20 protein-coding genes, 1 tRNA gene and 1 pseudogene are annotated in these 25,269 nt (G+C 29.9%); 12 read left to right on the top strand and 10 right to left on the bottom strand.

Annotated features, from left to right (window positions below):
• Positions 1-912 precede the first annotated feature (912 nt).
• The 5 genes and pseudogenes from bhDAH_RS07710 to bhDAH_RS01045 all read left to right on the top strand — a co-directional run.
• A pseudogene (locus tag bhDAH_RS07710) lies at positions 913-1,002 on the top strand (tetratricopeptide repeat protein); the annotation flags it as partial.
• Complete coding sequence (locus bhDAH_RS01030; protein WP_012421983.1) at positions 995-3,349, top strand: tetratricopeptide repeat protein; 2,355 nt, start codon at positions 995-997, stop codon at positions 3,347-3,349. The pseudogene bhDAH_RS07710 and the gene bhDAH_RS01030, both read left to right, overlap by 8 nt.
• Positions 3,346-5,184, top strand: coding sequence for a DNA mismatch repair endonuclease MutL (mutL, locus tag bhDAH_RS01035; protein WP_012421984.1), 1,839 nt, complete (start codon positions 3,346-3,348; stop codon positions 5,182-5,184). The genes bhDAH_RS01030 and mutL overlap by 4 nt, the downstream gene beginning before the upstream one ends.
• A 20-nt stretch (positions 5,185-5,204) precedes the next feature.
• The gene (locus bhDAH_RS01040; RefSeq protein WP_012421985.1) at positions 5,205-6,245 is read left to right on the top strand and encodes a hypothetical protein; all 1,041 of its coding nucleotides are present in this window, start codon (positions 5,205-5,207) and stop codon (positions 6,243-6,245) included.
• Positions 6,246-6,341: 96 nt separating this feature from the next.
• Positions 6,342-6,415, top strand: a tRNA-Ile gene (locus bhDAH_RS01045).
• A 2-nt stretch (positions 6,416-6,417) separates the two neighbouring features.
• On the opposite strand, the gene bhDAH_RS01050 is transcribed toward bhDAH_RS01045, so the two are convergent.
• Positions 6,418-7,074 (bottom strand): hypothetical protein, encoded by a 657-nt coding sequence (locus bhDAH_RS01050; protein WP_012421986.1) that lies wholly within the window; start codon positions 7,072-7,074, stop codon positions 6,418-6,420.
• Positions 7,052-7,630: an elongation factor P gene (gene efp, locus bhDAH_RS01055; RefSeq protein WP_012421987.1), complete on the bottom strand. Its 579-nt coding sequence runs from the start codon at positions 7,628-7,630 to the stop codon at positions 7,052-7,054. The genes bhDAH_RS01050 and efp overlap by 23 nt, the downstream gene beginning before the upstream one ends.
• Positions 7,631-7,749: 119 nt before the next feature.
• Here efp and bhDAH_RS01060 point away from each other — a divergent pair, with 119 nt between their 5' ends.
• From bhDAH_RS01060 to pstB, 4 genes are all read left to right on the top strand, one after another.
• Positions 7,750-8,601 carry a substrate-binding domain-containing protein gene (locus tag bhDAH_RS01060; RefSeq protein WP_172643765.1) on the top strand — a complete coding sequence of 284 codons (852 nt, stop codon included), beginning with the start codon at positions 7,750-7,752 and terminating at the stop codon, positions 8,599-8,601.
• 82 nt (positions 8,602-8,683) lie between these two features.
• On the top strand, positions 8,684-9,592 hold the full coding sequence (pstC, locus tag bhDAH_RS01065) for a phosphate ABC transporter permease subunit PstC (protein ID WP_012421989.1): 909 nt from the start codon (positions 8,684-8,686) through the stop codon (positions 9,590-9,592).
• The gene (gene pstA / locus bhDAH_RS01070) at positions 9,589-11,130 is read left to right on the top strand and encodes a phosphate ABC transporter permease PstA (RefSeq protein WP_012421990.1); all 1,542 of its coding nucleotides are present in this window, start codon (positions 9,589-9,591) and stop codon (positions 11,128-11,130) included. Before pstC ends, pstA begins: the two co-directional genes overlap by 4 nt.
• Entirely contained in the window at positions 11,131-11,895 is a 765-nt protein-coding gene (gene pstB / locus bhDAH_RS01075; protein WP_012421991.1) for a phosphate ABC transporter ATP-binding protein PstB, read from the top strand.
• Here the strand turns inward: pstB and bhDAH_RS01080 are convergent, their stop codons facing one another.
• The 5 genes from bhDAH_RS01080 to bhDAH_RS01100 are packed head-to-tail and all read right to left on the bottom strand — an operon-like array spanning position 11,896 to position 17,155.
• Positions 11,896-12,717 carry a ZIP family metal transporter gene (locus bhDAH_RS01080; protein ID WP_012421992.1) on the bottom strand — a complete coding sequence of 274 codons (822 nt, stop codon included), beginning with the start codon at positions 12,715-12,717 and terminating at the stop codon, positions 11,896-11,898.
• Positions 12,718-12,755: 38 nt separating this feature from the next.
• Positions 12,756-14,537, bottom strand: coding sequence for an alanine--tRNA ligase (locus bhDAH_RS01085; protein WP_012421993.1), 1,782 nt, complete (start codon positions 14,535-14,537; stop codon positions 12,756-12,758).
• Entirely contained in the window at positions 14,537-15,754 is a 1,218-nt protein-coding gene (locus bhDAH_RS01090) for a flagellar motor switch protein FliG (protein WP_043924402.1), read from the bottom strand. Before bhDAH_RS01090 ends, bhDAH_RS01085 begins: the two co-directional genes overlap by 1 nt.
• Positions 15,741-16,442 carry a 6-phosphogluconolactonase gene (locus bhDAH_RS01095; protein WP_043924403.1) on the bottom strand — a complete coding sequence of 234 codons (702 nt, stop codon included), beginning with the start codon at positions 16,440-16,442 and terminating at the stop codon, positions 15,741-15,743. The genes bhDAH_RS01090 and bhDAH_RS01095 overlap by 14 nt, the downstream gene beginning before the upstream one ends.
• Before the next feature lie 20 nt (positions 16,443-16,462).
• The gene (locus tag bhDAH_RS01100) at positions 16,463-17,155 is read right to left on the bottom strand and encodes an SIMPL domain-containing protein (RefSeq protein ID WP_043924404.1); all 693 of its coding nucleotides are present in this window, start codon (positions 17,153-17,155) and stop codon (positions 16,463-16,465) included.
• 86 nt (positions 17,156-17,241) lie between these two features.
• Here bhDAH_RS01100 and dusA point away from each other — a divergent pair, with 86 nt between their 5' ends.
• Entirely contained in the window at positions 17,242-18,249 is a 1,008-nt protein-coding gene (dusA, locus tag bhDAH_RS01105) for a tRNA dihydrouridine(20/20a) synthase DusA (RefSeq protein WP_012421997.1), read from the top strand.
• Here dusA and serS read toward each other — a convergent pair.
• Positions 18,239-19,513: a serine--tRNA ligase gene (gene serS / locus bhDAH_RS01110; protein ID WP_043924405.1), complete on the bottom strand. Its 1,275-nt coding sequence runs from the start codon at positions 19,511-19,513 to the stop codon at positions 18,239-18,241. The two genes, dusA and serS, sit on opposite strands and share 11 nt — an antisense overlap.
• Positions 19,514-19,661: 148 nt before the next feature.
• Here serS and bhDAH_RS01115 point away from each other — a divergent pair, with 148 nt between their 5' ends.
• Together bhDAH_RS01115 and bhDAH_RS01120 are read left to right on the top strand one after the other, a co-directional pair.
• On the top strand, positions 19,662-20,378 hold the full coding sequence (locus tag bhDAH_RS01115; RefSeq protein ID WP_012421999.1) for a hypothetical protein: 717 nt from the start codon (positions 19,662-19,664) through the stop codon (positions 20,376-20,378).
• A 12-nt stretch (positions 20,379-20,390) separates the two neighbouring features.
• A complete protein-coding gene (locus bhDAH_RS01120; RefSeq protein ID WP_012422000.1) occupies positions 20,391-23,309 on the top strand; it encodes an insulinase family protein in 2,919 nt (972 codons plus the stop codon).
• Positions 23,310-23,337: 28 nt separating this feature from the next.
• Here the strand turns inward: bhDAH_RS01120 and bhDAH_RS01125 are convergent, their stop codons facing one another.
• Together bhDAH_RS01125 and rho are read right to left on the bottom strand one after the other, a co-directional pair.
• Complete coding sequence (locus tag bhDAH_RS01125; RefSeq protein ID WP_012422001.1) at positions 23,338-23,586, bottom strand: type B 50S ribosomal protein L31; 249 nt, start codon at positions 23,584-23,586, stop codon at positions 23,338-23,340.
• Between the two features lie 57 nt (positions 23,587-23,643).
• Complete coding sequence (gene rho, locus bhDAH_RS01130) at positions 23,644-25,188, bottom strand: transcription termination factor Rho (RefSeq protein WP_043924406.1); 1,545 nt, start codon at positions 25,186-25,188, stop codon at positions 23,644-23,646.
• Positions 25,189-25,269: the final 81 nt, after the last annotated feature.

Consider the following 25,269-nt stretch of genomic DNA (forward strand, 5'->3'; position numbering starts at 1 on the left):
CCGCAAATAAATAAAAAAGAGTCTACGGGTAAAGACAAGCCTGCAGATAAAGAACCGCAAATAAATAAAAAAGAGCCTACGGGTAAAGACAAGCCTGCAGATAAAGAACCGCAAATAAATAAAAAAGAGCCTACGGGTAAAGACAAGCCTGCAGATAAAGAACCGCAAATAAATAAAAAAGAGCCTACGGGTAAAGACAAGCCTGCAGATAAAGAACCGCAAATAAATAAAAAAGAGCCTACGGGTAAAGACAAGCCTGCAGATAAAGAATCACAAATAAATAAAAAAGAGCCTACGGGTAAAGACAAGCCCGCAGATAAAGAACCGCAAATAAATAAAAAAGAGCCTACGGGTAAAAACAAGCCTGCAGATAAAGAACCGCAAATAAATAAAAAAGAGCCTACGGGTAAAAACAAGCCCGCAGATAAAGAACCGCAAATAAATAAAAAAGAGCCTACGGGTAAAAACAAGCCTGCAGATAAAGAACCGCAAATAAATAAAAAAGAGCCTACGGGTAAAGACAAGCCTGCAGATAAAGAACCGCAAATAAATAAAAAAGAGCCTACGGGTAAAAACAAGCCTGCAGATAAAGAACCGCAAATAAATAAAAAAGAGCCTACGGGTAAAAACAAGCCTGCAGATAAAGAACCGCAAATAAATAAAAAAGAGCCTACGGGTAAAGACAAGCCTGCAGATAAAGAACCGCAAATAAATAAAAAAGAGCCTACGGGTAAAGACAAGCCTGCAGATAAAGAACCGCAAATAAATAAAAAAGAGCCTACGGGTAAAGACAAGCCTGCAGATAAAGAACCGCAAATAAATAAAAAAGAGCCTACGGGTAAAGACAAGCCTGCAGATAAAGAACCGCAAATAAATAAAAAAGAGCCTACGGGTAAAAACAAGCCTGCAGATAAAGACAAATTTAAAGATAATTTAAAAACAGATTCTTTAATTGAATTAGACAAAATTAATTGGCAAGAGGAGTTAAATATAGATGAATAAAAGAAAAAATTTACCCATACTAATAATTTTGATCATATTACTTATTGCTTCATTTGGGGGCCTTGGTTATTACGTATATAAAGAACGACTCAATAAAAACAATCAAGAAATAATGCTAAACGAAGTAAAAAATAGTATTATGGATAGAAATTACAAAAAAGCACACTCAATAACAAAAATTCTAAAAGACAAATATCCACAAAACACAGATATTGCAATGCTTGAGAATACTCTCTCAGAACTTGCAAATAACAGTCCTTTTGAATCAAAAAATTTACAAAGAGATACTGCCAATCAAATACTAGACAAAATACAAGGAAAAGAACAATTAATACCTATTAACAATGAAAATTCCGAAATTGCTTTTAATAATCGATATATCAAAGACACTACAAAAATAGAAAATTATGCTGATAGAAAAGATGATATTGGAATTAAAAATGAAGACATTCTAGAATTCAACCAAAATACAGTACCTGAAAACCTAAGCAACAACACAAGTAAAATAGTAAAACAACAAGAATCAAACCTAAACAGCAATAAATCTATTGAAAATCAAAAAAATCTATTTAACTTAAAAAAACTAAAAGAAAATCTCAATAAAGAATTAAATCAAACCAAAACCATTCAGTTAAACACTCCGAACAAAATCATCAAAAAACACAAACAAAACGAAGATAAACTTATAGAAAAGAATACAGACTTTAAAGAAAATAAAACAAAACAAATTGACAAAGTTAACAAAATCCCTCCTACTTTAAAACCAAAAACTAAAATAGAAAGCACAAACACAAAAAATGCTACCAAAAATCAAATAATCGAAAAAATAGAGAGACCTTATAGCTATGTAATAAAAAAAGTACTCTACGAAATATTAGATAACATTAATACTGGCAATCCCTCTCTTGCGAAAGAAAGACTTAATGAGCTTATTAAAAAAGGGTTGAGTCATAAATTCAATAAAGTTAATGACTTAATTGACAAACTAAAAAACCAAGAAGCGGCCAATCTCTTAATTAAATTAATAAAACAAGATATCGAACCAAATTCAACTGGCACAGAAAAAGCTCCTTTCAACAAGGAGCTTTTAAAACAAGAACACCCCAAAGAAAAAATTTCTCCCATAAAAGACCAGTCAATAGATAATCAAATAAAGATGGAAGAAGAACCTAAAACATATGCAAACCATCTTAGGCAAGCCTCAACAGATTTACAATCTCTTAAAATGCTAGCATCAACAAATGAGGAACAGAAAGACTTCAAAAAGGCTGAAGAAATTTATGAAAAAATTGTAAGTATTACAAATAACGCAGAAGATCACTACAAAGTTGGAATAATAAAATTTAAACTTAAAAAATATGAAGAAGCAATAAAAGCATTTGGTAAAACAATATCACTAAATCCAAAGCACAAAAAAGCATATACAAATAAAGGAACAAGCTTAATATTATCAAATAAACCAAAACAAGCAATTGAGGCTTTCAAAAAGGCAATTACAATTGACAAAAATTATGATAATGCCTACTACAAAAAAGGAATAGCAGAAGAACAAAACGATGATAAACAAAACGCTTTCTTAAGTTTCAAAAAAGCTTATGGGATTACAAAAAATCCTCATTACGCTTTAAAAGCAGGAATTATTGCAAATCATATTGGGGATTTTAAAAACAGTGAGAAATACCTAGACAAGGCAAGAGCTTCAATAAAAGAAAAAAACGATATTATGCTTTATAATCTAGCAATAGCAAAATTTGAAAATAATAATCTTAATGAATCACTAAAAACCATCAATCAAGCTCTTGTCATAAATCCAAAAAAACCCGAATATTTATATTTAAAAGCATCCATTTACCTAACTAAAGAAAATTATAATGAAGCAATACCACTCTACAACGCTGTAATTTTAAAAAACCCTGATAATATTACGGCACATATCAATTTAGCAAGAGCATATGAAAAATCAGGCAATGAACTAAAAGCAATTGAAATCCTTGAAAAAATTAGCAATAAAAATCATTTACTAGCATTAAACAATCTTGGCATACTTTATAAAAACCAAAAAAACTATCAAAAAGCAATAAAAATTTTTCAAAAAGCAGAAGCTCTCTCAAGTCTTGAAGCAAAATATAATCTTGCAACTACCTTTCTTGCTCTTAAAGATAATAAAAGGGCCATGGAAAAATTAAAAGAATATATCAAAATAAATCCAAACAACCCAGAAGCTCTACATGCATTAGGTACAATAGAATATAATGATAATGGAAGTGACAAAATACTTAAAGAAGTGATTAACAAATTTCCTAATTACAAACAAAATAAAACAATAATGAAAATAATAGGCAAATGAACAAAATAAAATTTTTAGACAAAAGTCTAGTACAAAAAATAGCAGCAGGAGAAGCCATAGACAGGCCTTGTTCTATTTTAAGAGAATTACTTGACAATGCAATAGATTCTGGAGCGGATAAAATCGAAGTTTTTATTGAAGAAGGTGGTATTCGAAGAATACTAATAACAGATAATGGTAGCGGAATAAGCAGAGAAGACTTAAAAATATGTTACCTACCCCACACTACTTCAAAAATAAATGAAGAACAAGACCTTGAAAAAATCCAAACACTAGGATTTAGAGGAGAAGCTCTCTCAAGCATTGCCATTTGTTCAAATCTCACAATAACAAGTTCAACTACAGGAGAAGACAGCTACCAAATTGAAGTTGAAAATGGAACTGAAAAGTATTTTAAAAAACAATCCGCAATAAATGGAACAATAGTAGATGTTACAAATTTATTTCACAATTTTCCAGCAAGAAAAAGATTCTTAAAAAAAGACTCTATCGAGACAAAAATGTGTTTAAAAGTTTTTGAAGAAAAGGCTGTCACTCATCCTGGTATTGACTTTAAATTAAATATAAACAATGAATTGAGAAAAGTTTACTTTAAAGAAAGCTTAATAGATAGGGTTCAAAGTGTATATGGAGAAATAATAGATAACAATAAATTTGGAAAAATAGAAGCAGAATATGAAAATATACAAATGAAGATCTTTTTTGCTCCACCCAACTTCTCAAGGAAAGACAAACGAAACATAAAAATCTTCGTCAATAGAAGACCTGTTGAAGAGAAAAACCTATCTGAAGCAATAATTGATGGACATAGCAGAATACTAACTAATAGAAATTTTCCAGTATGTTACCTATTCTTAGAAATAGATCCCAGATACATCGATTTCAATATACACCCTCAAAAAAAAGAAGTAAGATTTTTTAACTTGCCATTTCTTCCTAAACAAATTGCAAGCAATATTAATGAATTCTTTGACAGAGGGCAAAAAGAAATTTTACAAGACTACCATAACATAATAATCAAAAGGCAACTAACAAATGATGATCATCTATTACACACTGAGGATGATCCAACAAACTCAGATTTTCAAGCTTATAAAATCACACAAAACGAAGCATTAACTTTAGACAAGCCTCAAAACAATAAAATAACAAACATAATAGAAGACAAGGTAAAATTTGAAAGTCAACCCCCAACTCAAAAAGATAAACCATCATTCAAAAACTACATACAAAATATTTTTCTAAAAACTTCCACAATGCTAAATGATTTACAAAAACCAATAGAAAAACATGAATTTAAATACATAGGACAACTATTTTCGGAATTTTTAATAGTAGAAAGCGATAATGAAGTTTACTTCATAGATCAACACGCACTTCATGAAAAAATTATATATCAAATCCTAATAAAATCAGAAAAAATTATTCAAAAACTTCTAGTACCAATTGAGTTTCAAGTAGACTGTGAAGATAAAGATAAAATACTAGCAAGCGAATTGGAAGAATATAAAAAAATAGATATTACAGTTAACAAAATAAAGGAGCAAACTTATCAACTCGAATCAATTCCCAATATCTGTAACAAGTATGAAAGTGTTATCATTCAATTTCTAAAGACAAGAAAAAGCAAAACAATTGATTCTCTAGAAGCCGACTTATATGCAACTATTGCATGTAGACAAGCCATTAAACGCAATGATACAATAAGTTCTGAATTTAGTCAATTTTTAATAAACGAATTTTTCAATCTCAAGCTAAAACATTGTCCACATGGAAGAAAAATTTACCATAAAATCTCTAAATTTGAGCTTGAAAAAAATGTTAACAGAAAATAAAATAAACATGGAAGCCGGTAATGATAAAAACTCTTAAATCGAAAATTAAAAAACTAATACCACAAAGAGATAAAAAATTAGTTGAACTTGGGAAGGCGCTTAAAAACAGCAACGTAATAGAGCTTAAAAAATTAGAATCTTATACATCTTTAAAGCTAATTGAAAAAGAAATATCTCAACTTAAAGCAAATTTAAACAAAGCAGAAGATGATGAGAGTAAACTAAAAGAACTATATAAAAAGGAAAAAGACTACAAAGAAAGCAAAAAACATATCCTAAAAGGATACGAAATAAAACTTAAAAAAATTACTGAAATAATAATAAACAAATATCCAAATAATCTCTCAGCAATTTTAGAATACAAAATGAATTTTGCCAAATCGGCACTTCAAAAACATAAATACAAAATTACAGAAATAACAAAATTCAATGAAAAAATCAATTTCTTCAAAAAGCTTATTATAAACACCAAACTAATACTAAAAAACATCATAAATAAAATAAACATAAAAAAAATAGCAAAAGAATTCGAGAAAAAAATATTAAAAGAACATTTATTCTCAGAAAATTTAGAAAATTTAGTTGATGAATTTGTAGGAAACAAAGAGTTAAGCAAAGAAATTATTGAAAAATACAAGTTAATGAATGAAATTCAATCAGAAATTGTAAAAATAAATAATGCAATAAAACATAAAAATATAAAAGACAACATTAATATTAGGAATAAAGTAGAACGCGCTATTAATGTTGCTCAAATAAATAAAGAATTGATTTTAAAAAAAATTGCCGAAGAATTTTTTGAAATGTCAAAGACAGAAAAGGGATTAAATAAAAACGGAACAATTAATTCATTATTAGAAACAATCAAAAATATAAATCAACAAATATCCAAATTGAACGACGCTCTAATAAAAGCAATAAAAATAGAGGAAATCGCAAAAGTGCGAACAAAAATGCAACAACTCATAAAAAATAAAGAATCAATTGAGACCAAATTAAACGAACTAAATTCAAAAATAGAAACCATACAAAACGAAATCGATGAACTTGACAATCAATAAAAAATCAATATAATGATTTAAGGTATTTCAAGCTTTAATTGGCATAAAAGGTATTTAATCACTCTTAAAGACCTTTTAAGCTTGTCTTTACTTATGGGGCCTATAGCTCAGTTGGTTAGAGCACCCGACTCATAATCGGGCGGTCCCAGGTTCAAGTCCTGGTGGGCCCAAACTATTTTAATTTAAAAAATAAATTAGAATTTTTGCCCATATAATAGAATCCTATATAAACATCCAAATTATCATCATCCAGATCAATATTCGTTAAGTCATCAATCTTAACAATTGAATATAAAAAACCAATTTCATCTTTAGGGGTTTTAATTAAATAAAAATTATTACCACCAATCTCATTTAACTTAACCATGTCTTTAGACTTATACATATAATCATGAATTAAGGTCAATTCCTCTTCTGACAAACTTAAATTTATGACAATATCCTTACTATATACCCTCATTCCAGAATCAACAAGATGAACTTGTGCCACAAAATCGTTAAAAGTCTTATCAGCAATATTAAACCTTAAATCCTTACAATAAAGAACATCTCCCCCAAGCACAGAACCTATGAAAGAAGAAGTATGTTTATCCCTAACTACTTCAATAAACTCCTTACTATCCATATTCTCAATAACAAATTTGATCACATCACTAGGATTTAAAACTTTAACTGCAAAATCAAAAGTCATAAAATAATCAAGCTTATTCTTAGTAAAATAATAATTAATTACATAATCAATTTCCCTTATATCAGGATAGTTCATCTCACAAGAACAGAAAACAATAAAAAATAATAACAATATGTTATTCTTTAACTCTCTCAGCATATTCTTTAGTTTCAGAATTAACTAAAATTTTATCTCCAACATTAATAAAAAGAGGTGCTTTTACGACCAAGCCCGTATGAAGTGTAACATTCTTCATCGCATTAGTTACAGTATCACCTTTAACAGCAGCCTCAGCAGCTACAACTTCAAATGCGACTTTTGGGGGCAATTTAAGGTCAATAACTTCATTATCCCATTTAACAAGGGAATAAACCTCAGCTTCTTGAAAAAATAGAACCTTATCCTCAATGTTTGGGACCTCTCTTAAGTTAACATTAAATTGATCATAAGTTTCTAAATCCATAAAAATAAGATTCTCACTATCTCTATAAAGATACTGAGAACTAACTTCTAACACTTCAATTTCCTCTACTGTATCAGCACCCTTTAAAGTCTCCTTAACAACAGACTTATTTTTAAGATTTTTAAGCTTTAATCTTACAATGGCACCTCCTCTACCCATTTTTGAAAATTCCCGCTCAAGAACAATATGCGGCATGCCTTTAAAAAGCAAAAAAGAACCTTTTTCAATCTCTCCCGATTTAATTGTACCCATCTAATACCTCAAATTTTTAATGTGCATAATAACTTATATCAAAAAATCAAAATATTTACTATTCATTGACTTATCTAGGATTAATGATATTATATATAGTTGTAAAAGGAGTTAATTTAATGCAAGCTATCAAAATACTCTTTGCTATTTCACTAGCTTTTCTATTTATCAACTGTACAAACAAAGGCAAAGAAAATGTCATTGCAATTGGCGGATCTACTTCAACAACCTCTATTATGGACGAGATGATCCTACGATATCAAAAAATAAATGATCAAATTAAAGTAACTTATGATGCCCAAGGCAGCAGTGTTGGTATTAAAGGATTATTTGATGGTATTTATAAAATGGCAATTTCTTCAAGAAACGCAACTGAGGAAGAAATAGCTCAGGGAGCAAAAATCACGGTCATTGCTTATGACGCTTTAATATTCATTACAAGTCCTGACGTCAAGATCACAAATATTGCAGAAGAAGATTTAGTAAAAATACTTAACGGAAGTATTAGAAATTGGAAACAAGTCGGTGGACCTGATGCTAAAATTAACTTCATAAACCGAGATTCATCATCAGGCTCTTACTCATCTATTACAGAACTAGTTCTTGAAAAAATATTAAAAAATCCCGAAGAAGCTCAATTTAGAAAGGATAGTATTGTGGTAAAATCCAATGGTGAATCAATTGAAAAGATAAGCCTCACGCCCCACTCGATTGGTTACATTAGTTTTGGATATGCAAGAGGTGCAATAGAAAAAGGTCTACATACACTCTCAATAAACAGCATATATCCTACAAAAGAAACAATAATAAAGGATAAATATAATATAAAGAGAAGACTAATAGCAATCACAAGCAGTATTTCTGAGAATCAGAACACACTTGATTTTATCAACTTTATGCTAAGTCCAAATGGACAAGACATTGTTGAAGAACAAGGGTTCATAAAAGTTCATACAACTGAAAATAACTAAAATTGTGACAAACTTGACTAATAAGTTAATTTAAATATAAACTTAGCAAAGTTCGATTTCTATAGGGGAACTCTTTTAAAGAATGAAATTAACTTTAAATACAAAAAGAAATACTGTTAGATTGGCTTTCAACTGTTTTATTTTTATATCCACAACAATTAGTACTTTGACAATATTATTATTAATCTTATTTATAATTAAAAATGGACTAGCACCTTTTCTTCATAATAGAATTAAAATTTTAAATTTCCTATTTAGTACAAACTGGGATCCTACTAGTAAGTTACAAAAATCTTACGGAATTTTATCTTTCATTATCAATTCAGCTTTAACCACATTTTTCTCTGTCCTCATTGCATTACCAATTGGACTTGGATTTGCAATCTACCTGTCTGAGAGAACCAAAGGAATTTACCAAAAAACATTACAAACCATAATAGAACTCCTAGCAGGAATCCCAAGCGTAGTATATGGATTTTTTGGAAGTACATTTATAGCCACACTTGTAAAGAACACTTTTAGAAGAGAAGATAATTTAGGACATAATCTAATAACCTCAGTCATAGTTTTAAGCATAATGATACTTCCAACAATAATTAGTGTCTCATACACATCTCTTAAAGCTGTTCCAAAATCATATAAACTAGCATCTCTTGCACTAGCTGCAACAGACTGGCAAACAATATATAAAGTAATGATTCCTTCAGCTGGGAAAGGTATTTTAGCAGGAGTAATACTAGCAATTGGAAGAGCTATTGGCGAGACAATAGCGGTTTTAATGGTTGGTGGGGGTTCACCTCTATTTATAAAGAATATATTCTCACCTATTAGAACACTAACAGTAAACATCGCAATAGACATGGGATACGCATCTGGAACCCACAAAGAAGCTTTATTCTCTACAGCCTTGGTCTTGCTATTATTAGTAATAATAATAAATTCAATTAAACATTTCATTTTATCCTCATCTAAAAGGCTAAAAATCAAGTGAATACAATTCAAATAAATAAATTGTTCAATAAAATTTCATTCTGCATAATCAAGTTCATTGCTTATTCTTTAATAACATTATTATTTTTTCTAATATCTTACATAGTATACAATTCACTATTCTTTACCAGTAAAAAACAAACACTATTTTTAGATGAAACAAAACATTTCCTACCATTCACATTAAAGAATAAAATAATTAAGATTGCCTTTATTATTAATAAGAGCATAAAAGCAGAAGAAATTACTACTCAAGATATCTATAATATATACAACAACAAAATTTCACATTGGGGAAGCATATCAGATCAAAGTATTGACATAATCCCACTTGCAAATTCACAATCAAATCTGGCAAGTAAAGTCATATTGCAAACTTTTACTAATGACAATAAATTTAACAACAGGTATATAAAGATTATAGAATCTAATGAAGAGACGATAGAAACTGTCAACAAAACAACAGGTGCTATTGGTTACTTAACAAAAGAAGATCTTGAAAAATTAGATTTTAAAAAATATCCAAACATTAAATCCCTAAAAATTAAATCCATGTCTATTTTAATAGGGAAAAAAACACTACAAAAAAGTGAAAATGAAATTATTAACATACTAAGCCTTAATCAGATTCAAAAGTTACTCATAGGAAAGATGGATTGGAATGACTTAATATATAAAAATATTAAACCAAATATCATAAAATACTCAAGTTATGATCAAAATGCAATAAAAGCAGTAGAAGAAAATGAAGGCACAATTGCAGTCGTACCTTGGCATTCTTTCTATAAAAGTGATGCACCCTTTCTCAAATTATATTATATGAAAAAAAGCATGCCTTTAAACTTAAACTTCATATTATCTACTCCAAGAAATTCTGGCAAATATGGAGGTATTTCTTATTTAATCTTAAACACATTCTATGTCATACTATTAACAGCAATAATCTCAATTTCAACAGGAATTGGTACAGGAATAATGCTTGCAGAATACACTTCAAATAAAGTACTCTATAAAACAGTATCTATGAGTGTTGATATCTTATCATCAATTCCTGCTATTATTTTTGGACTCTTTGGACTTATCTTTTTTGTTCCAATTTTTGGCATGGGAATACTCTCAGGAGCAATAACAAGTTCTTTAATGATATTACCAATGATTGTTAAAACAACCGAAGAATCACTAAAGTCAATTCCTAAATCATACAAATACGCTTCATTTGCTCTTGGTGCCAATAAAACAGAAACTATAATTAAAATCCTACTACCCGCTTCTAGCCCAGGTATATTGACAGGAATAGTGCTTGCAATAGGACGTGCCCTTGGAGAAACCGCAGTACTCCTTTTTACAATGGGAACAAATTTAGGTCTTGCAAGTGCTTTAAATGAGCCTTCAAGAAGTTTAACTGTACATCTACTATTATTATTTCAAGAAGGATATTTAGACAAAGGTTTTGCAACAGCATCAATACTTATAATGATGATACTTTTAATAAATTTAACATCAAAATTTCTAATCAACAGACTATATAGGATCAAGTAAATGAGTCAAGACAAAGCAATTATTAAAACAGAAAATCTAAACTTATTTTATACAGATTTTAAAGCATTAAATAATATTAATATATCAATACTAAGAAATAGCATCACAGCTTTAATAGGTCCATCAGGTTGTGGAAAATCAACATTCCTTAGAACACTTAACAGAATGAATGATCTTGTTGAAGGCGTTAAAATAGAAGGAAAAGTTATATATGAAGGCAAAAGCATTTACTCAAATAACTTTGATGTTCTGGAACTTAGAAGAAAAATTGGAATGGTTTTTCAAACTCCTAACCCATTCTTAATGTCAGTTTATGACAATATAAGTTACGGACCTAAAATCCACGGAATTAAAGATAAAAAAAAGCTTGATGAGATAGTTGAAAAATCCCTAATAAAATCTGCACTATGGAATGAAGTAAAAGATAAACTTAACAGAAATGCCTTAAGTCTTTCAGGGGGACAACAACAAAGACTTTGTATTGCAAGAACTCTTGCGATTGAACCAAATGTAATATTAATGGATGAACCTACTTCTGCTCTTGATCCAATCTCAACAGGCAAAATTGAAGAATTAATAATAAATTTAAAAGAAAGTTATACAATCATAATTGTAACTCATAATATGCAACAAGCCGGCCGAATATCTGACAGGACTGCATTCTTTCTAAACGGCCAAATTGAAGAAGAAAGCCAAACAGATGAGTTATTCTTCAATCCTAAGAACACTAAGACCGAAGAATACATCACTGGTAAATTTGGATAATTAACCCAAAGAAACATCAAGGAACATCATTAAAGCAAACCCAATAACTCCAAATATGGTTGGGATCTTATTGTCAATATCTTTCCTTTTAGCTTCAGGTATTAATTGCTCAATTGAAACATAAATCATTGCTCCTGCAGAAAAAGATAAAGCAAAGGGTAAAATTCTAGTAAAAGTATAAACTGCATAAGCTCCTAACAATCCTCCAACAATTTCTACTAAACCTGACATCTGACCATAATTAAAACACTTCCATAAAGGAACATTACCTCGTCTTAAAGGCAAAGAAATAGCTGCACCTTCTGGCATATTTTGAATACCAATTCCTAATGTAAGAATCATAGCTCCAACTAAAGTATGAAGGTCAGGAGAAGAAGCCATAGCACCAAAAGCAACACCAACAGCAAGTCCTTCCGGAAAATTATGCAACGTAACAGCTGTAAAAAGCAAAAAGTCCTTCTTTCCATGCCTTGTTAAATCTTCATCAATAAATGCTAGTTTATCAAGATCTGGCACAAAGACATCTACTATATATATAAAAAATGCTCCTACAAGAAAACCAAAAACTGCCGGTATCCATGCAATATAACCAAGTCCTTCTGCCATCTCTATTGCTGGTTTAATAAGTGAAAAAAAACTAGCAGCAATCATAATTCCTGCTGAAAATCCAAGCATAGCATCCATTATTTTATTGTTTACCCTTCTGAAACAAAAAACGGCAGCCGCCCCAAAGGCTGTAGTAAACCAAGTAAAAGTAGAACCTAAAAATCCTAAAAAAATAGGATGTAGAGTCAATAAATAATCGCATAAATGTTTAAACATAAAGTATCCTCCAATACTCTTAAAAATATCCTTAAGTATTAATCAATCAAAATGGCCCTTATTCTTCTTACACCTGAGGATGAGGCTTGTTCCTTTTGTATCTTAAAAGTACCAAGCTCACCAGTATTCTTAACATGAGGACCACCACAAACTTCAATTGAAAAACCATCTATTTCATACACACTTACAATATCTTCATATTTCTCGCCAAATAAAGCCATTGCACCCTTAGCCAAAGCATCATCCAGATTCATTACAGATCGTTTTACAGATAACTTATTTTTTATCTGTAAATTAACCATATCTTCAACTTGTTTGATCTCATCATCCGTCATTTTATAAGGATGATTAAAATCAAATCTTAGTCTCTCAGCAGTAATATTGCTACCCTTCTGTCTTACATGCTCACCTAGGACTAATTGAAGTGCCTTATGAAGCAAATGAGTGGCTGTATGCAACTTAGTAGTCTCATACGTACAATCTGCAAGACCTCCTTTAAAGACCTTATCACCTCCCTTCTTAGAAACCTCTTGATGCTTTTTAAAATGCTCCTCAAAGCCGGCTTTATCTATGCTAAATCCATATTCAGTTGCAAGTTCTTCTGTTATCTCATAAGGAAAACCATAAGTATCATAAAGCTTAAAAGAAATATCACCAGGAATTGATTTTGATGATAATTGCTGAATTAATTTAATAAATTCTTGCTCACCATGCCGCAAAGTTTTAAAAAATTTCTCTTCCTCTACATTTAACTCGGCCTTAATAAAATCTTTCTTTTCTGTTAATTCCTTATAAAAGGATTTATAAATCTCTTCAACAGAATCAACAAGATCTGCTAAAACATAAGATTCCATCCCAAGTTTTTTGGCATATCTAATAGCTCTCCTAATTATTCTTCTTAAAACATATCCTTGCCCTATATTAGAAGGAAGGACTGCAAAATTATCAGCTAAAATAAAACAACTGGCTTTAATATGGTCAGCAATTATTCGAATAGATCTATCATCCTCTAAATTCTGTCCATAAATCTTGCCAGAAATTTTTTCGATCTTATCAATTATTGGTTTAAATGCATCCGTGTCATAAACTGAAGATTTTCCTTGCAAAAATGTAATTGTTCTCTCAATCCCCATGCCTGTATCCACACATTTTCGCTTTAGTTCTTCATAATTTCCATTCTCATCCCTTTTATATTGCATAAAAACATTATTCCAAATCTCAAAATATTTACCACAAGAACAGGTAATATCACATCTAACTGAACATTTCTCCTTACCTGTATCTACAAATATTTCAGTATCTGGCCCACAAGGGCCTGTATTCCCAACAGGCCCCCAAAAATTATGCTCTCTTGAGAGATAAAATATTCTATCTTTAGGAATTCCAAGACTTTCCCAAACATTAGCAGTCTCTGTATCCCTCGGAATACTCTCATCACCTTCAAAAACACTAACATAAAGTTTATCTTTCGAAATATTTAAGTAATTAGGTGAAGTTAAAAACTCAAAACTATACTTTACAGAAAGTTCTTTAAAATAAGCACCAAGGGACCAATTTCCAAGCATCTCAAAAAAAGTTAAATGACTAAGATCCCCCACTTCATCAATATCTCCTGTTCTTAAACATTTCTGAACATCAACTAACATATCTCCAGATGGATGCATTTCTCCAAGAAGATAAGGTACAAGAGGTTGCATGCCAGCTGTATTAAAAAGGACTGTAGAATCATTATCAGGAATTAAAGATTTGCCTGCAATTTCACAGTGTCCCTTACTTTTAAAAAAGTCTATATACTTTTTACGTAGTTCATCAAGTTTCACTAAACAAACTCCTCATTCTTTCTATATATCACTAACTCACCCTTTAGAGTCAACTCCTTAATATAATTAACAAAAGATGTAGTTATTGCCTTTATATCTCTCTTTCTTAACTTTTTCAAAAAAGATTCTTCTTCCAAGATAAGTTCTTTACGTCTTCTTGAAACATTGAAAAGAATCTTATCTCTAATTTCATCATTTTTATCTTTAATAATACTCGCAATATCTTTATCTGTAAATTCTCTTAAAATATTATGCATGTCATTATCTGTAATCCTAAGTATTACATTAATATCAAATATTTTTTCTTTAATCTCACTATCTTTAACGGGATTTAAAGCTTTCATGTCAATATTACTCAAAAGATTTTTTTCATCCTCAGAATCCATGTAGCTTAAAATATCAACCAGTATTTTAGAACCATCAAGTTTTTCTGTCTTAAGTTTACCCTGCATTTCAAATCTGCTCTTAAGTCTATCAGAAATAACCTCAACCATATCCATATTTATCTGTCTTGGCTTAGCAAGCTCTTTAATAAACTGCTTCTTAATATCCTTTTCAAACATAGAAAAAACATATTTTTTCTGGATTTTTGTTAAATAATTATATATTACCAAAAGTGTTTGAACATTTTCATCTCGAATTAAAGCCCAAAGTTGTTCATTCTCAATACCAGACAAATAATCAAAAGGCAAAAATGGATCATTTCCTGTAACTTTTTTATAAATCTCTTTCGCCTTTGCCTTACTTAAAGATTTATTCAATAACTCATAAGCAAACTTATCATCAATTTTTAAATATTTTTTTTCATTTCTTACTAATTCTTCAAATTCTTGAATAATTCGTTTTTTATCATCAGGAGTAATATACTTAATATTAGTAATTTCTCTAGTAATCGCAATTATATCAGCATCATCAAGCTCAGCCATAATTTCTGCTGATTTTTCAAGACCAATAGCTAAGAAATACTTTGCTATCTTTGATACCTTACTCTCTTTACGAATAAATCCTGGCTTCTCAACTCCTCTGTTAGTAGAACTTGATTTACTAGAAATCTCCCTACCCCCCCTCTTAACCAGATTGACCCAAGACTTAAGCAGAGAACCTTGTATCTCAGAATCTGACAACTCATCATGTAACTTGTCTTTTTCAATACTTTTAAAGGTCTTTACTCCCAAATTTTTTGCACTCTGATACTTGGAAAGCCTAGGATCCTGCATAAACCCCCTCAATATTTGTAAGAACTAATAAACGCGAGTGATCTTTAAAAATTTTAGCTGGACATTCCCTTAAAGAAATTCCTGAATTTAAAAAATTTTCTAAAGCACCTTTTTTTTCATCACCAATAAAGAGCAAAACAGCAGCCTTAGAAGCAAGTAAAGATTTAGGGGTTAAGCTAATTCGCTTACTTGGTAGCTTTGGTGAATCATACTCATATTGATATCCTTCCATTTCAGAAAACAAAAGTTTTTTCGAAGGAAAAAGAGAAGCAACATGCCCATCCTCACCAACAGACAAAATAATTAGATCTAATCTTGTGAACCTAGAATTGAATTCAACATTATAATTATAAATAGACGATGCCTCATCAAACTCACTGTAAATAAATGGATGCAAATTAGAACCACAAATTAAATTCTTTTCCACCATTTTAGAAAAAAATCCTTCACTTAAAAATCTAAAATTACTATAACTAGTATTTAGCTCAACACAACGCTCATCTACCAAAAAAAAATGAGACTTCTTAAGAGAATAATTTTGCTCATCAAAAACATTGAGAAAAGAAATAATATTGCGGCCACCGCAAACTCCAATACTAGTAAAATCATCTTGACTAATATTGTTTAAAAAAAAATCAAAAAACTTTTCCTTCAAATCACTCTCTTTATTAGAACACAAAAATTCCATCACTATTCCTTTCAATAAATTTAATCTAAATAATAAGAAACTGTTGTAACTACCCTTAATATCTTCTTTGAATAACGCTCATGTCTTGCTGAACTTCTATCAGATGGAAGAAACTCAAAGTATCCTTGATTTGCAGTCTTAATTTTTCCCAAAACAGCACCTGAATTTTGTGCAAACTCCAAAGCTGCCCACAATGCATTTTTAACAGAATCTGCTAGCATTTCAGGTTTAACCTCATTGATCTTGTCAAAATAATAACTTGGTCCATCATTACCACTAAAGAGTACCCCTTTATTGTAAAGTTCAATAATGTTTTTGCTTGCCTGCTCCATTTTATCAACATCTTTAGTATAAACACCTAAGGATACATACGCATTATACTTATAAAGAGCATTACGATGATTTGAAATATTAAAATCCATACCTCTCATAGTTATATCATCTTCATGAAACCCATAGCTAACAAAAAAATTCTTTATCGTCAAAAAATTTGCATTATTTAACTTATTAATCTCATCTACAGTATTCCCACCCAACTCATACTGCAAATTCCAACTTGCAGAAGTTGAGAGCACCTCTTTTTCACTCAAGCCCTTAACAGTAACATAATTTCCATTTTTAATTCCAATATTCTTTATGCCACTAGATATGATAACTGATGCTACCACAAAAACTAAAGACGATAATAAAATTAATAACCTTTTTACCAAAATAAATCCTTACCTCCCGGTTTTTATAAATTTTTTTTAAAAAATTATAATATTGTCAAATTAAACAATTTATTTTAGCATATTATGCTATGTTAATAAACCGAAAAATATCGGTAGCACCAATGGTAGCAATTACCGATGAACACTTTAGATATATGATAAGATTATTATCAAAAAAAGTCACTTTATACACTCCAATGATTTCTGCAAAATCAATTATCATGGGCAATTTAAATAAAGTTGTAAAACAAACTCCCACTGATTCTCCAATTGCAATTCAAATAGCAACAAGCTGTGAGAATGATGCTGCAAAAGCTATAGAAATTCTTGAAAATAAATTTAATTTTGATGAATATAATCTTAACGTTGGCTGCCCATCATCTAAGGTCCAAAACGCAAACTATGGGGCCTGTCTAATGCAAACCCCAACCCAAGTAGGCAAAATCTTGAAAGCCATGAAAAAAAATACAAATAAACCTGTCTCAATCAAACACAGAATAGGTATAAGAAATAATAAAAGAGAATATCATGAAGAAAACTACACAGAACTGCAACAATTCGTAGAAAAAATTATGGAATATGAAATAAAAAATTTTACTGTTCATGCACGAATAGCCATATTAAATGGATACTCTCCTAAAGATAATCAAAATATCCCAAAACTTAGACATGACTTTGTATATCGATTGAAACAAGAACATAAAAATATATTTATTGAAGTAAATGGAGGAATTAAGAGTAGCGATCACATAAAAACACATCTATCTTATGTAGATTCCGTCATGATTGGAAGAGCTGTAGCAAAGGATCCATATTTAATTGCAAAAATTTCAAGAGAATTCCTAGAAGAAAAGGAAAAAATTCCAACAAGAGAAGAAATATTATTAAAAATGGTAGAATATATCAAAGAGTACGATGAATGCCTTTCAATTAGCACTATACTAAAACACATAATGAGCATAGTATTTGCCAAAGAAAATGCTTGTAAATTTAGACAAACTTTAAGTGCACCTTTTCCTAAAAATCTTAAAAATCACGAAATACTCTTAAGTGCAATTGAACACTTAAGAGAAGATACTTTAAAATCTAATTCTTAGGGGATATATAATCAAAACCTGTATATTTAACCAAATTCTTAGGTATTCTAACTCCGCCTCTTTCATCCTGAAAGTTCTCAAGTATAGCAATAATAGTTCTTGTTGAAGCTATTGCTGTTCCATTTATCATATGTACAAATTTACTCTGGCCATCATCCTTATATCTAATCTTAAGGCGCCTTGACTGATAATCTGTACAATTTGAGGTTGAAGTAACCTCCCCATACTCGCCATTATCTCCCCTACCCGGCATCCAAGCTTCAATATCATATTTCTTATAAGCTGGTGCTCCAAGATCAAAAGAGCACACATTTAAAACTCTATATGGAATCTCAAGTTCGGTAAAAATCTCTTCCTCTAATGCTAAAAACTCATTGTGAATACGATCAGAGTCTTCACTTTTGCAAAGACAAAACATTTCAACCTTACTAAACTGATGCACTCTATAAAGTCCCTTAGAAAATTGCCCAGCTGCTCCAGCCTCTTTGCGGAAGCAATGAGAAAGTCCTGCCATTCTTAGCGGGGACTTAAGATCCAATATAGTATTATAATAATATCCGCCAAGAGTAATCTCAGCTGTACCAACAAGATATTTATCTGTATCTTCAATTTTATAAATATTACTCTCAGTGCCACGGGGATTAAATCCAATCCCATCAACTATAAATTCCCTTGCAACATCAGGTGTGATAAATAAATCAAAACCCTTGAGTTTAAGTTTATTTAAAGCAAAATTAATCAATGCAAGCTCTAAGAAAACGGCTTCATTTTTAAGATAATAAAACTTATTACCGCTAACCTCACCTGCCCTTTCAAAATCAAAAAGATCCAAATCAATTCCAATGGCTAAGTGATCCTTTGGTTTAAAATCAAATTTTGGAATATTTCCTGATAACTTTAACACAACATTCCCATCTTCACCCTCACCAACAGGAACATCAGGAGCAGCAATATTTGGAATTTGCTTATGCTCAATTAAAAGTCTAGATGCTATATAATTCAATTTCTCTTCCAAAACTGCTATTTCGGACTTTAAAGCCTTGCCAGTCTCTATTAAATAATTCCTACGAGAATCATCCATTTTTTCTTTCATAGCATTAGCGTTTTCATTCCTTGCCGCATTCAACTCGCCTATCTTAGTAACAAGTTTTCTGCGCTCATCATCAAAAGAAATTAACAGATCAAGATTTAACTTTAACCCTCTATCTTTAATATTTTTCTGAATAAGCTCTAAATTATCTCTTATAAACTTCAAATCAAGCATCACAGAACTCCCAAAAATCGATTTAACTAAAAATAAATTAAAGTCAAACAAAATGAAAAATAAATTATATTAATTAGTATAAGAAATATTATATAATATTTGATACTAATAATAGTATAAACTTAATATACGGAGAAAAATTGTCTTTATGGTAAAATCATCAACGGCTCAAAAAATATTTATTTTAATATCATTACTGGTAATCTTTATAGGATGTACAAAAAAAACAAAAAAGATAAGCTTTAATGACATTGACACACTATATAACGAAAAAGATGAAATAATAATTCAATCAATTTTAGCAGAAGAAGAAAACGAATTCTTCAAATACAAAATTAGAATACCTAAAGTAACAGATGGTAGAACAGAAAACAATAGCATAAAAACATTCAATGATGAAATTGAAAGTTATGCAAATGAAATAGTCACAAACCTAGAAAGTGCAACTCAAAACACTAAACAAGATTCTAAAAAACCAACTTTAAACATAGACTATGAAATCTACCATGGATATGATATTTATACAATCATAGTAAGTGCCACTCAAGTAATCAATGATACATCTATCACAAACCATAGAAGCTATTATATTAGCAATCATGGGGATTATATTTACAACATAGACGAAATCATTAACACAGAAGAAGCATTTCCATACTTTACTCAAAGAATCAAAGAACAAATTGAAAAAACATATCCAAATAAATTATTATTTGATTTGCAGCAAGCAGTGATTTATTTCGAAAATAAAAAAATCATAATAAAATTCCCACTTTATGTATTTAATTTAGACGATACAAAGAATACCGAAAACATGTTTGAATTTAATGAAGAGGAAGTAAAAAAATACATAAAACAAGGATAAAATAAAGCATAAATGAAGAAAAAAAAATTTTTCAGTTTAATTTCAAAAACTTACTTAGAAGAATATGATGCTGAAGGATGCTATTTTCAACATGAGAGCGGATTAGAAATATTTGAATTAAAAAGCAGCTCATTTAAAGAAAATGCCTTTGGAATAGCATTCAAGACTATTCCCCTAAATAATACTGGAGTCGCTCATATTTTAGAGCACACGATTTTTTGCGGTTCAAACAAATACAGAATAAAAGATCCTTTTCTTTATTTGATGAAAGGAAGCCTAAACACCTTTTTAAATGCAATGACATTTCCAGATAAAACTCTCTATCCAGCAGCATCTACAATCCAAAAAGATTATTTTAACTTATTCAAAATATATGCCGATGCTGTTTTTAATCCATTGCTTAAAAAAGAAGCTTTCATGCAGGAAGGTTATAATATAAACCCAAATAACTTTAAACTATCTGGCATTGTTCTAAATGAAATGAAGGGTAATTATTCCAACAAAAATTCTTTAATTAATGAAATTGCCACCAATTCTCTCTTTTGTGAGGGCACTTATAAGTACGACTCCGGGGGCAATCCTATCAATATCATTGACCTTACATACGAAGAATTTATTGAATTTTATAACAAACACTATACACTAGAAAACTGTAAAATATTTTTATTTGGCAATATTGAAACTAATAAAAATCTCAATTTTATTGAAAAATATATAATTAGACCTTACACAAAGGAAAAATTAAATATTAATTATAACATAGATAAAACTGCAAGATGGAAGCAGGGTAAGACATTAAGTTTTGATATCCCAAAAGAAACTGAAAATACACTCGGAGTATACGTAATAAATTGGTTATGTACTGATATTGAAAATATTAAAGAAAATATCGGACTCGAAATTTTATCAGAAATTCTCCTAGACAGCTCATGTCAATTCACTATAAACATGCTAAAGAGTGAAATTGGTGATGTAATAGCTGATGTTAGTGGTATCAACACTGACATAAAAGAATGCGTATTTTCATTCGGATTGCAAAACGTACTTCCAGGAAAAATAGAAAAATTTAAAAATATGGTTTTTAATGAACTTAAAAATCTTGTTAAAGTAAAAATTCCAAAAGAACTCATACAAGGTATTCTCTTTGGTTATGAATTTGCATTAAGAGAAGAAAAAGGACAAGGTTGGCCTATTTCCTTAATGATCAAAAGTTTTAAAGGTTGGATACATGGCATGCATCCAACTGAAACTTTAAAAATTAATTATCATCTGGATGAGATTAAAAATAAACTAGAAAGAGGGGAACCTTACTTTGAAAATCTAATAGAAAAATATCTACTCAATAATAATCATTATACCCTAATCCATTTCAATCCATCAGATAAAATCCTTAAGGAGATGGAAGAAAAAATAGAAAAAAAATTAATGGATAGAGAAATTGATATTAAGAAAAATCCAAAAAAACTTGCCGAATTTACTAAAGATTATAATCAATTTAAAGACTATCAAAAAAAGAGCGATCTCAAATCCGGCATTGCTAAACTTCCCATGCTAAAAATAGAGGATTTGCCAAAAGAAGTTGAAAAAAGTTTAAATCTTAATGAAACTCCTGAACTTAAAGCACATACATTCGAACTTAAGAAAAATAATAACATCTTCAGTGTGCATTTATTTTTTAAATTAGATTTGTTGCAAAAAGAAGATTTTATGCATCTCTCTTTGTTAAAAAGAGCGATTCAAGATCTCTCTAGCCAAAATTACTCCTATGTAGACTTAAATAATAAAATCCAAAATATTTTGGGGCAACTAAACATATATGAAAGTTATGAAGAAGATATTCAAGGAAACATGATAAATTTGTTTAACATAACTTTTAAATCATTTAACAATAAAATTCAAGAATCATTTATATTAATTAAAGAAATTTTAACCAACATAAATTTTCATGATTACGACAGATTAAAAGAGGTAGTCTTAAGTCTAAAAAATGATTTCAAATCAATATTAATTCCCAAAGGACATATCTTCGCAACAACAAGATCAGAATCAAAATTAAGTCAAAGCAAATATCTACGGGAACTTCAATTTGGCATTACAGGAAGAGAATACTGGCAGAAAATCAAAATAGACATAGAATCTTTAAAAGAACTTGCATGTAATTTAGAAAATCTAAAAAACAAAATAATTTTTAAAGATAATCTCTCATCACTGCTCATAGGTAATACCAACGATGTCATTAAAAGATTAGAAAGCGAATTATTTACATTAAGAGAAAGTTTAAGTGAAAAGACTGACATAAATAACCCGCTTACAATACAACCATCAAGTAATACCTTAAAAGAAATAATCATTATCCCATCAAAAATATCTTTTAACTCAATGAGCTTTGTAAGCTATGCAATAACAGATGAAAATTATCCAAAAATAAATTTCCTAACACATATATTAAAAAGTGGAATCTTGTGGGAAAAAATAAGAGTCTTGGGTGGAGCATATGGCGCATTTGCATCCATTACAAACGGAATATTTTCTTTTACATCATATAGAGATCCGAACTTTGTAAAGACATATCAAGCTTTTGAAGCATCATTAGAAGAATTGGCTAATAATGAAATCAAAAATGAAGAGCTTTATACATACTTAGTAGGAGTCATTGGTCTTAGTACAAATGTGAAAACCAAATCCATAGAAATATTAGAAAGTTATAAGAGAAAAATGCTAAACATTAGTGATCAGCTAAGACAAGACATAAGAAATGCTTACTTTAAAATAACAAGCACAGATATTAAAAATATATCCGAACAAGTATTACACCAATTAAAACAAAAGAGTAGCCTCACATCTCTTGTAAGCAATGCAACTTACGAAGATGAGAAAGAAAAATTAGAAGCATTAATTGGAAAAAAATACAGACTAAAAAAAATATATTAACAATATAAGAAAACAAAGCATAAAAAAACTATTTAAGTTTTTTATACTTTTTGTTAAATTTATCAATTCTACCTGCTGCATCCACAAATTTTTGTTGGCCTGTATAGAAGGGATGTGATTTACTTGTAATCTCAACAGTGATTAATGGATACTCTTTATTATCACTATACTTAATTGTCTCTCTTGAAGTTAAAGTAGATCTAGTTAAAAACATCGTGCCATTAGCACCATCTTTAAATACCACTAAATTACTAACAGGATGTATATCTTTTTTCATAAAGCCTCTCTTAATTTAATCAAAGTTTAGTCTAAATTTTACACAAAGTCAATTTCACTAATCCCCATTACTCATGGTCTTTAGGAAGATTTCATTGTTTTTACTCTTTTTCATCTTTTCAACCAAAGCTTCAACGCCCTCATAATCATCAACACTGCTTAAAATTTTCCTAATAAGCAAAATTTTAGAACGTTCCTCTTCACTCAAGAGTAATTCTTCTTTTCTTGTTCCTGATTTTTTAATATTAATAGCAGGGAAAAGTCTTCTATCTGCCAAACTTCTATCAAGAATTAACTCCATGTTACCAGTACTCTTAAATTCCTCAAATATAACTTCATCCATCTTGCTCCCAGTATCAACTAAAGCTGTAGCTATAATAGTAAGACTTCCGCCTTCCTCGATATTTCTAGCAGAACCAAAAAATCTTTTTGGTTTATGTAAAGCATTAGAATCAACTCCTCCTGAGAGTATCTTGCCAGAAGTTGGCATAGTCTGATTATAAGCTCTTGCAAGTCTTGTAATAGAATCTAAAAGAATAACGACATCTTTTTTATTCTCAACAAGTCTTTTTGCCTTTTCAATAACCATCTCTGCAACCTGAACGTGTCTACTAGCTTGCTCATCAAAATTTGATGCAATTACTTCACCCTTAACACCCCGAATCATATCAGTAACCTCTTCAGGTCTCTCATCAATGAGCAAAATCATTAAAACGATGTCTGGATAATTAGTAGTAATTGCATTGGCTATCTTTTGAAGTAAAGTAGTCTTCCCGGCTTTTGGAGGTGATACTATTAATGCTCTTTGTCCTTTTCCAATAGGCGAGAAAAGATTAATAAGCCTCGTAGAAATATTACAATTTTCATATTCAAGATTCAACTTTGAACTAGGATATAAAGGTGTTAAATTATCAAAAGGTATTCTATTTTGTGCAAATGTAGGATCCTGGTCATTAATACTTTTAATCTTAATCATTGCAAAAAATCTCTCGCCATCTCTTGGAGACCTAATCTGCCCATATAAAATATCTCCTGTCCTTAAATTAAAAAGTCTAATCTGAGACGGCGAAACATAAACATCATTACCTCCTGAAAGATAAGAATTAGATGCTGTACGTAAAAAGCCATATCCATCACTTAAAACATCAAGAACACCAGTAAATAAAACATTAATATTATGCTCAGTTAATATCTTAACAAGCAAAAATATTAATTCTGTCTTCTTCATTGTTACCGCAATAGTGTGATTAGTGCCAAGCCCCTCAACAACTTTTCTGATCTCGGTAATTGGTTTATCATAAAGACTATCAATAACTATAAAGTCCTTACCACCTAAAAAATTAATAATGTTGCTCTGCTCAAGAGTCTTAATGCTGCTCTCTAAATCTGGATCAGATATATCATAATCAAAATCTGATGAGGCTCCATTAGATTCCCTTGATCTATCAATATCAGGGTTTTTAAATCCACTAGAAACAGATTCTTTTTTAGTTACAACTTTAACTATTTTTTTCTTAGCATTATCATCAATTTTTAATTCCTTAGAAGAATTTAAACGCTTCATTTCATCCTCTAAATCAAATTCCTCATATTTTTTATCCATAATCTCCTCTATGAGATAAATTTTTAAGAAGGGCATTTTATTAAAAACAATATTTAACCATTAAATAATAAATAAACATAT

It is taken from the genome of Borrelia hermsii DAH (genome assembly GCF_023035675.1).
GTDB lineage: Bacteria > Spirochaetota > Spirochaetia > Borreliales > Borreliaceae > Borrelia > Borrelia hermsii.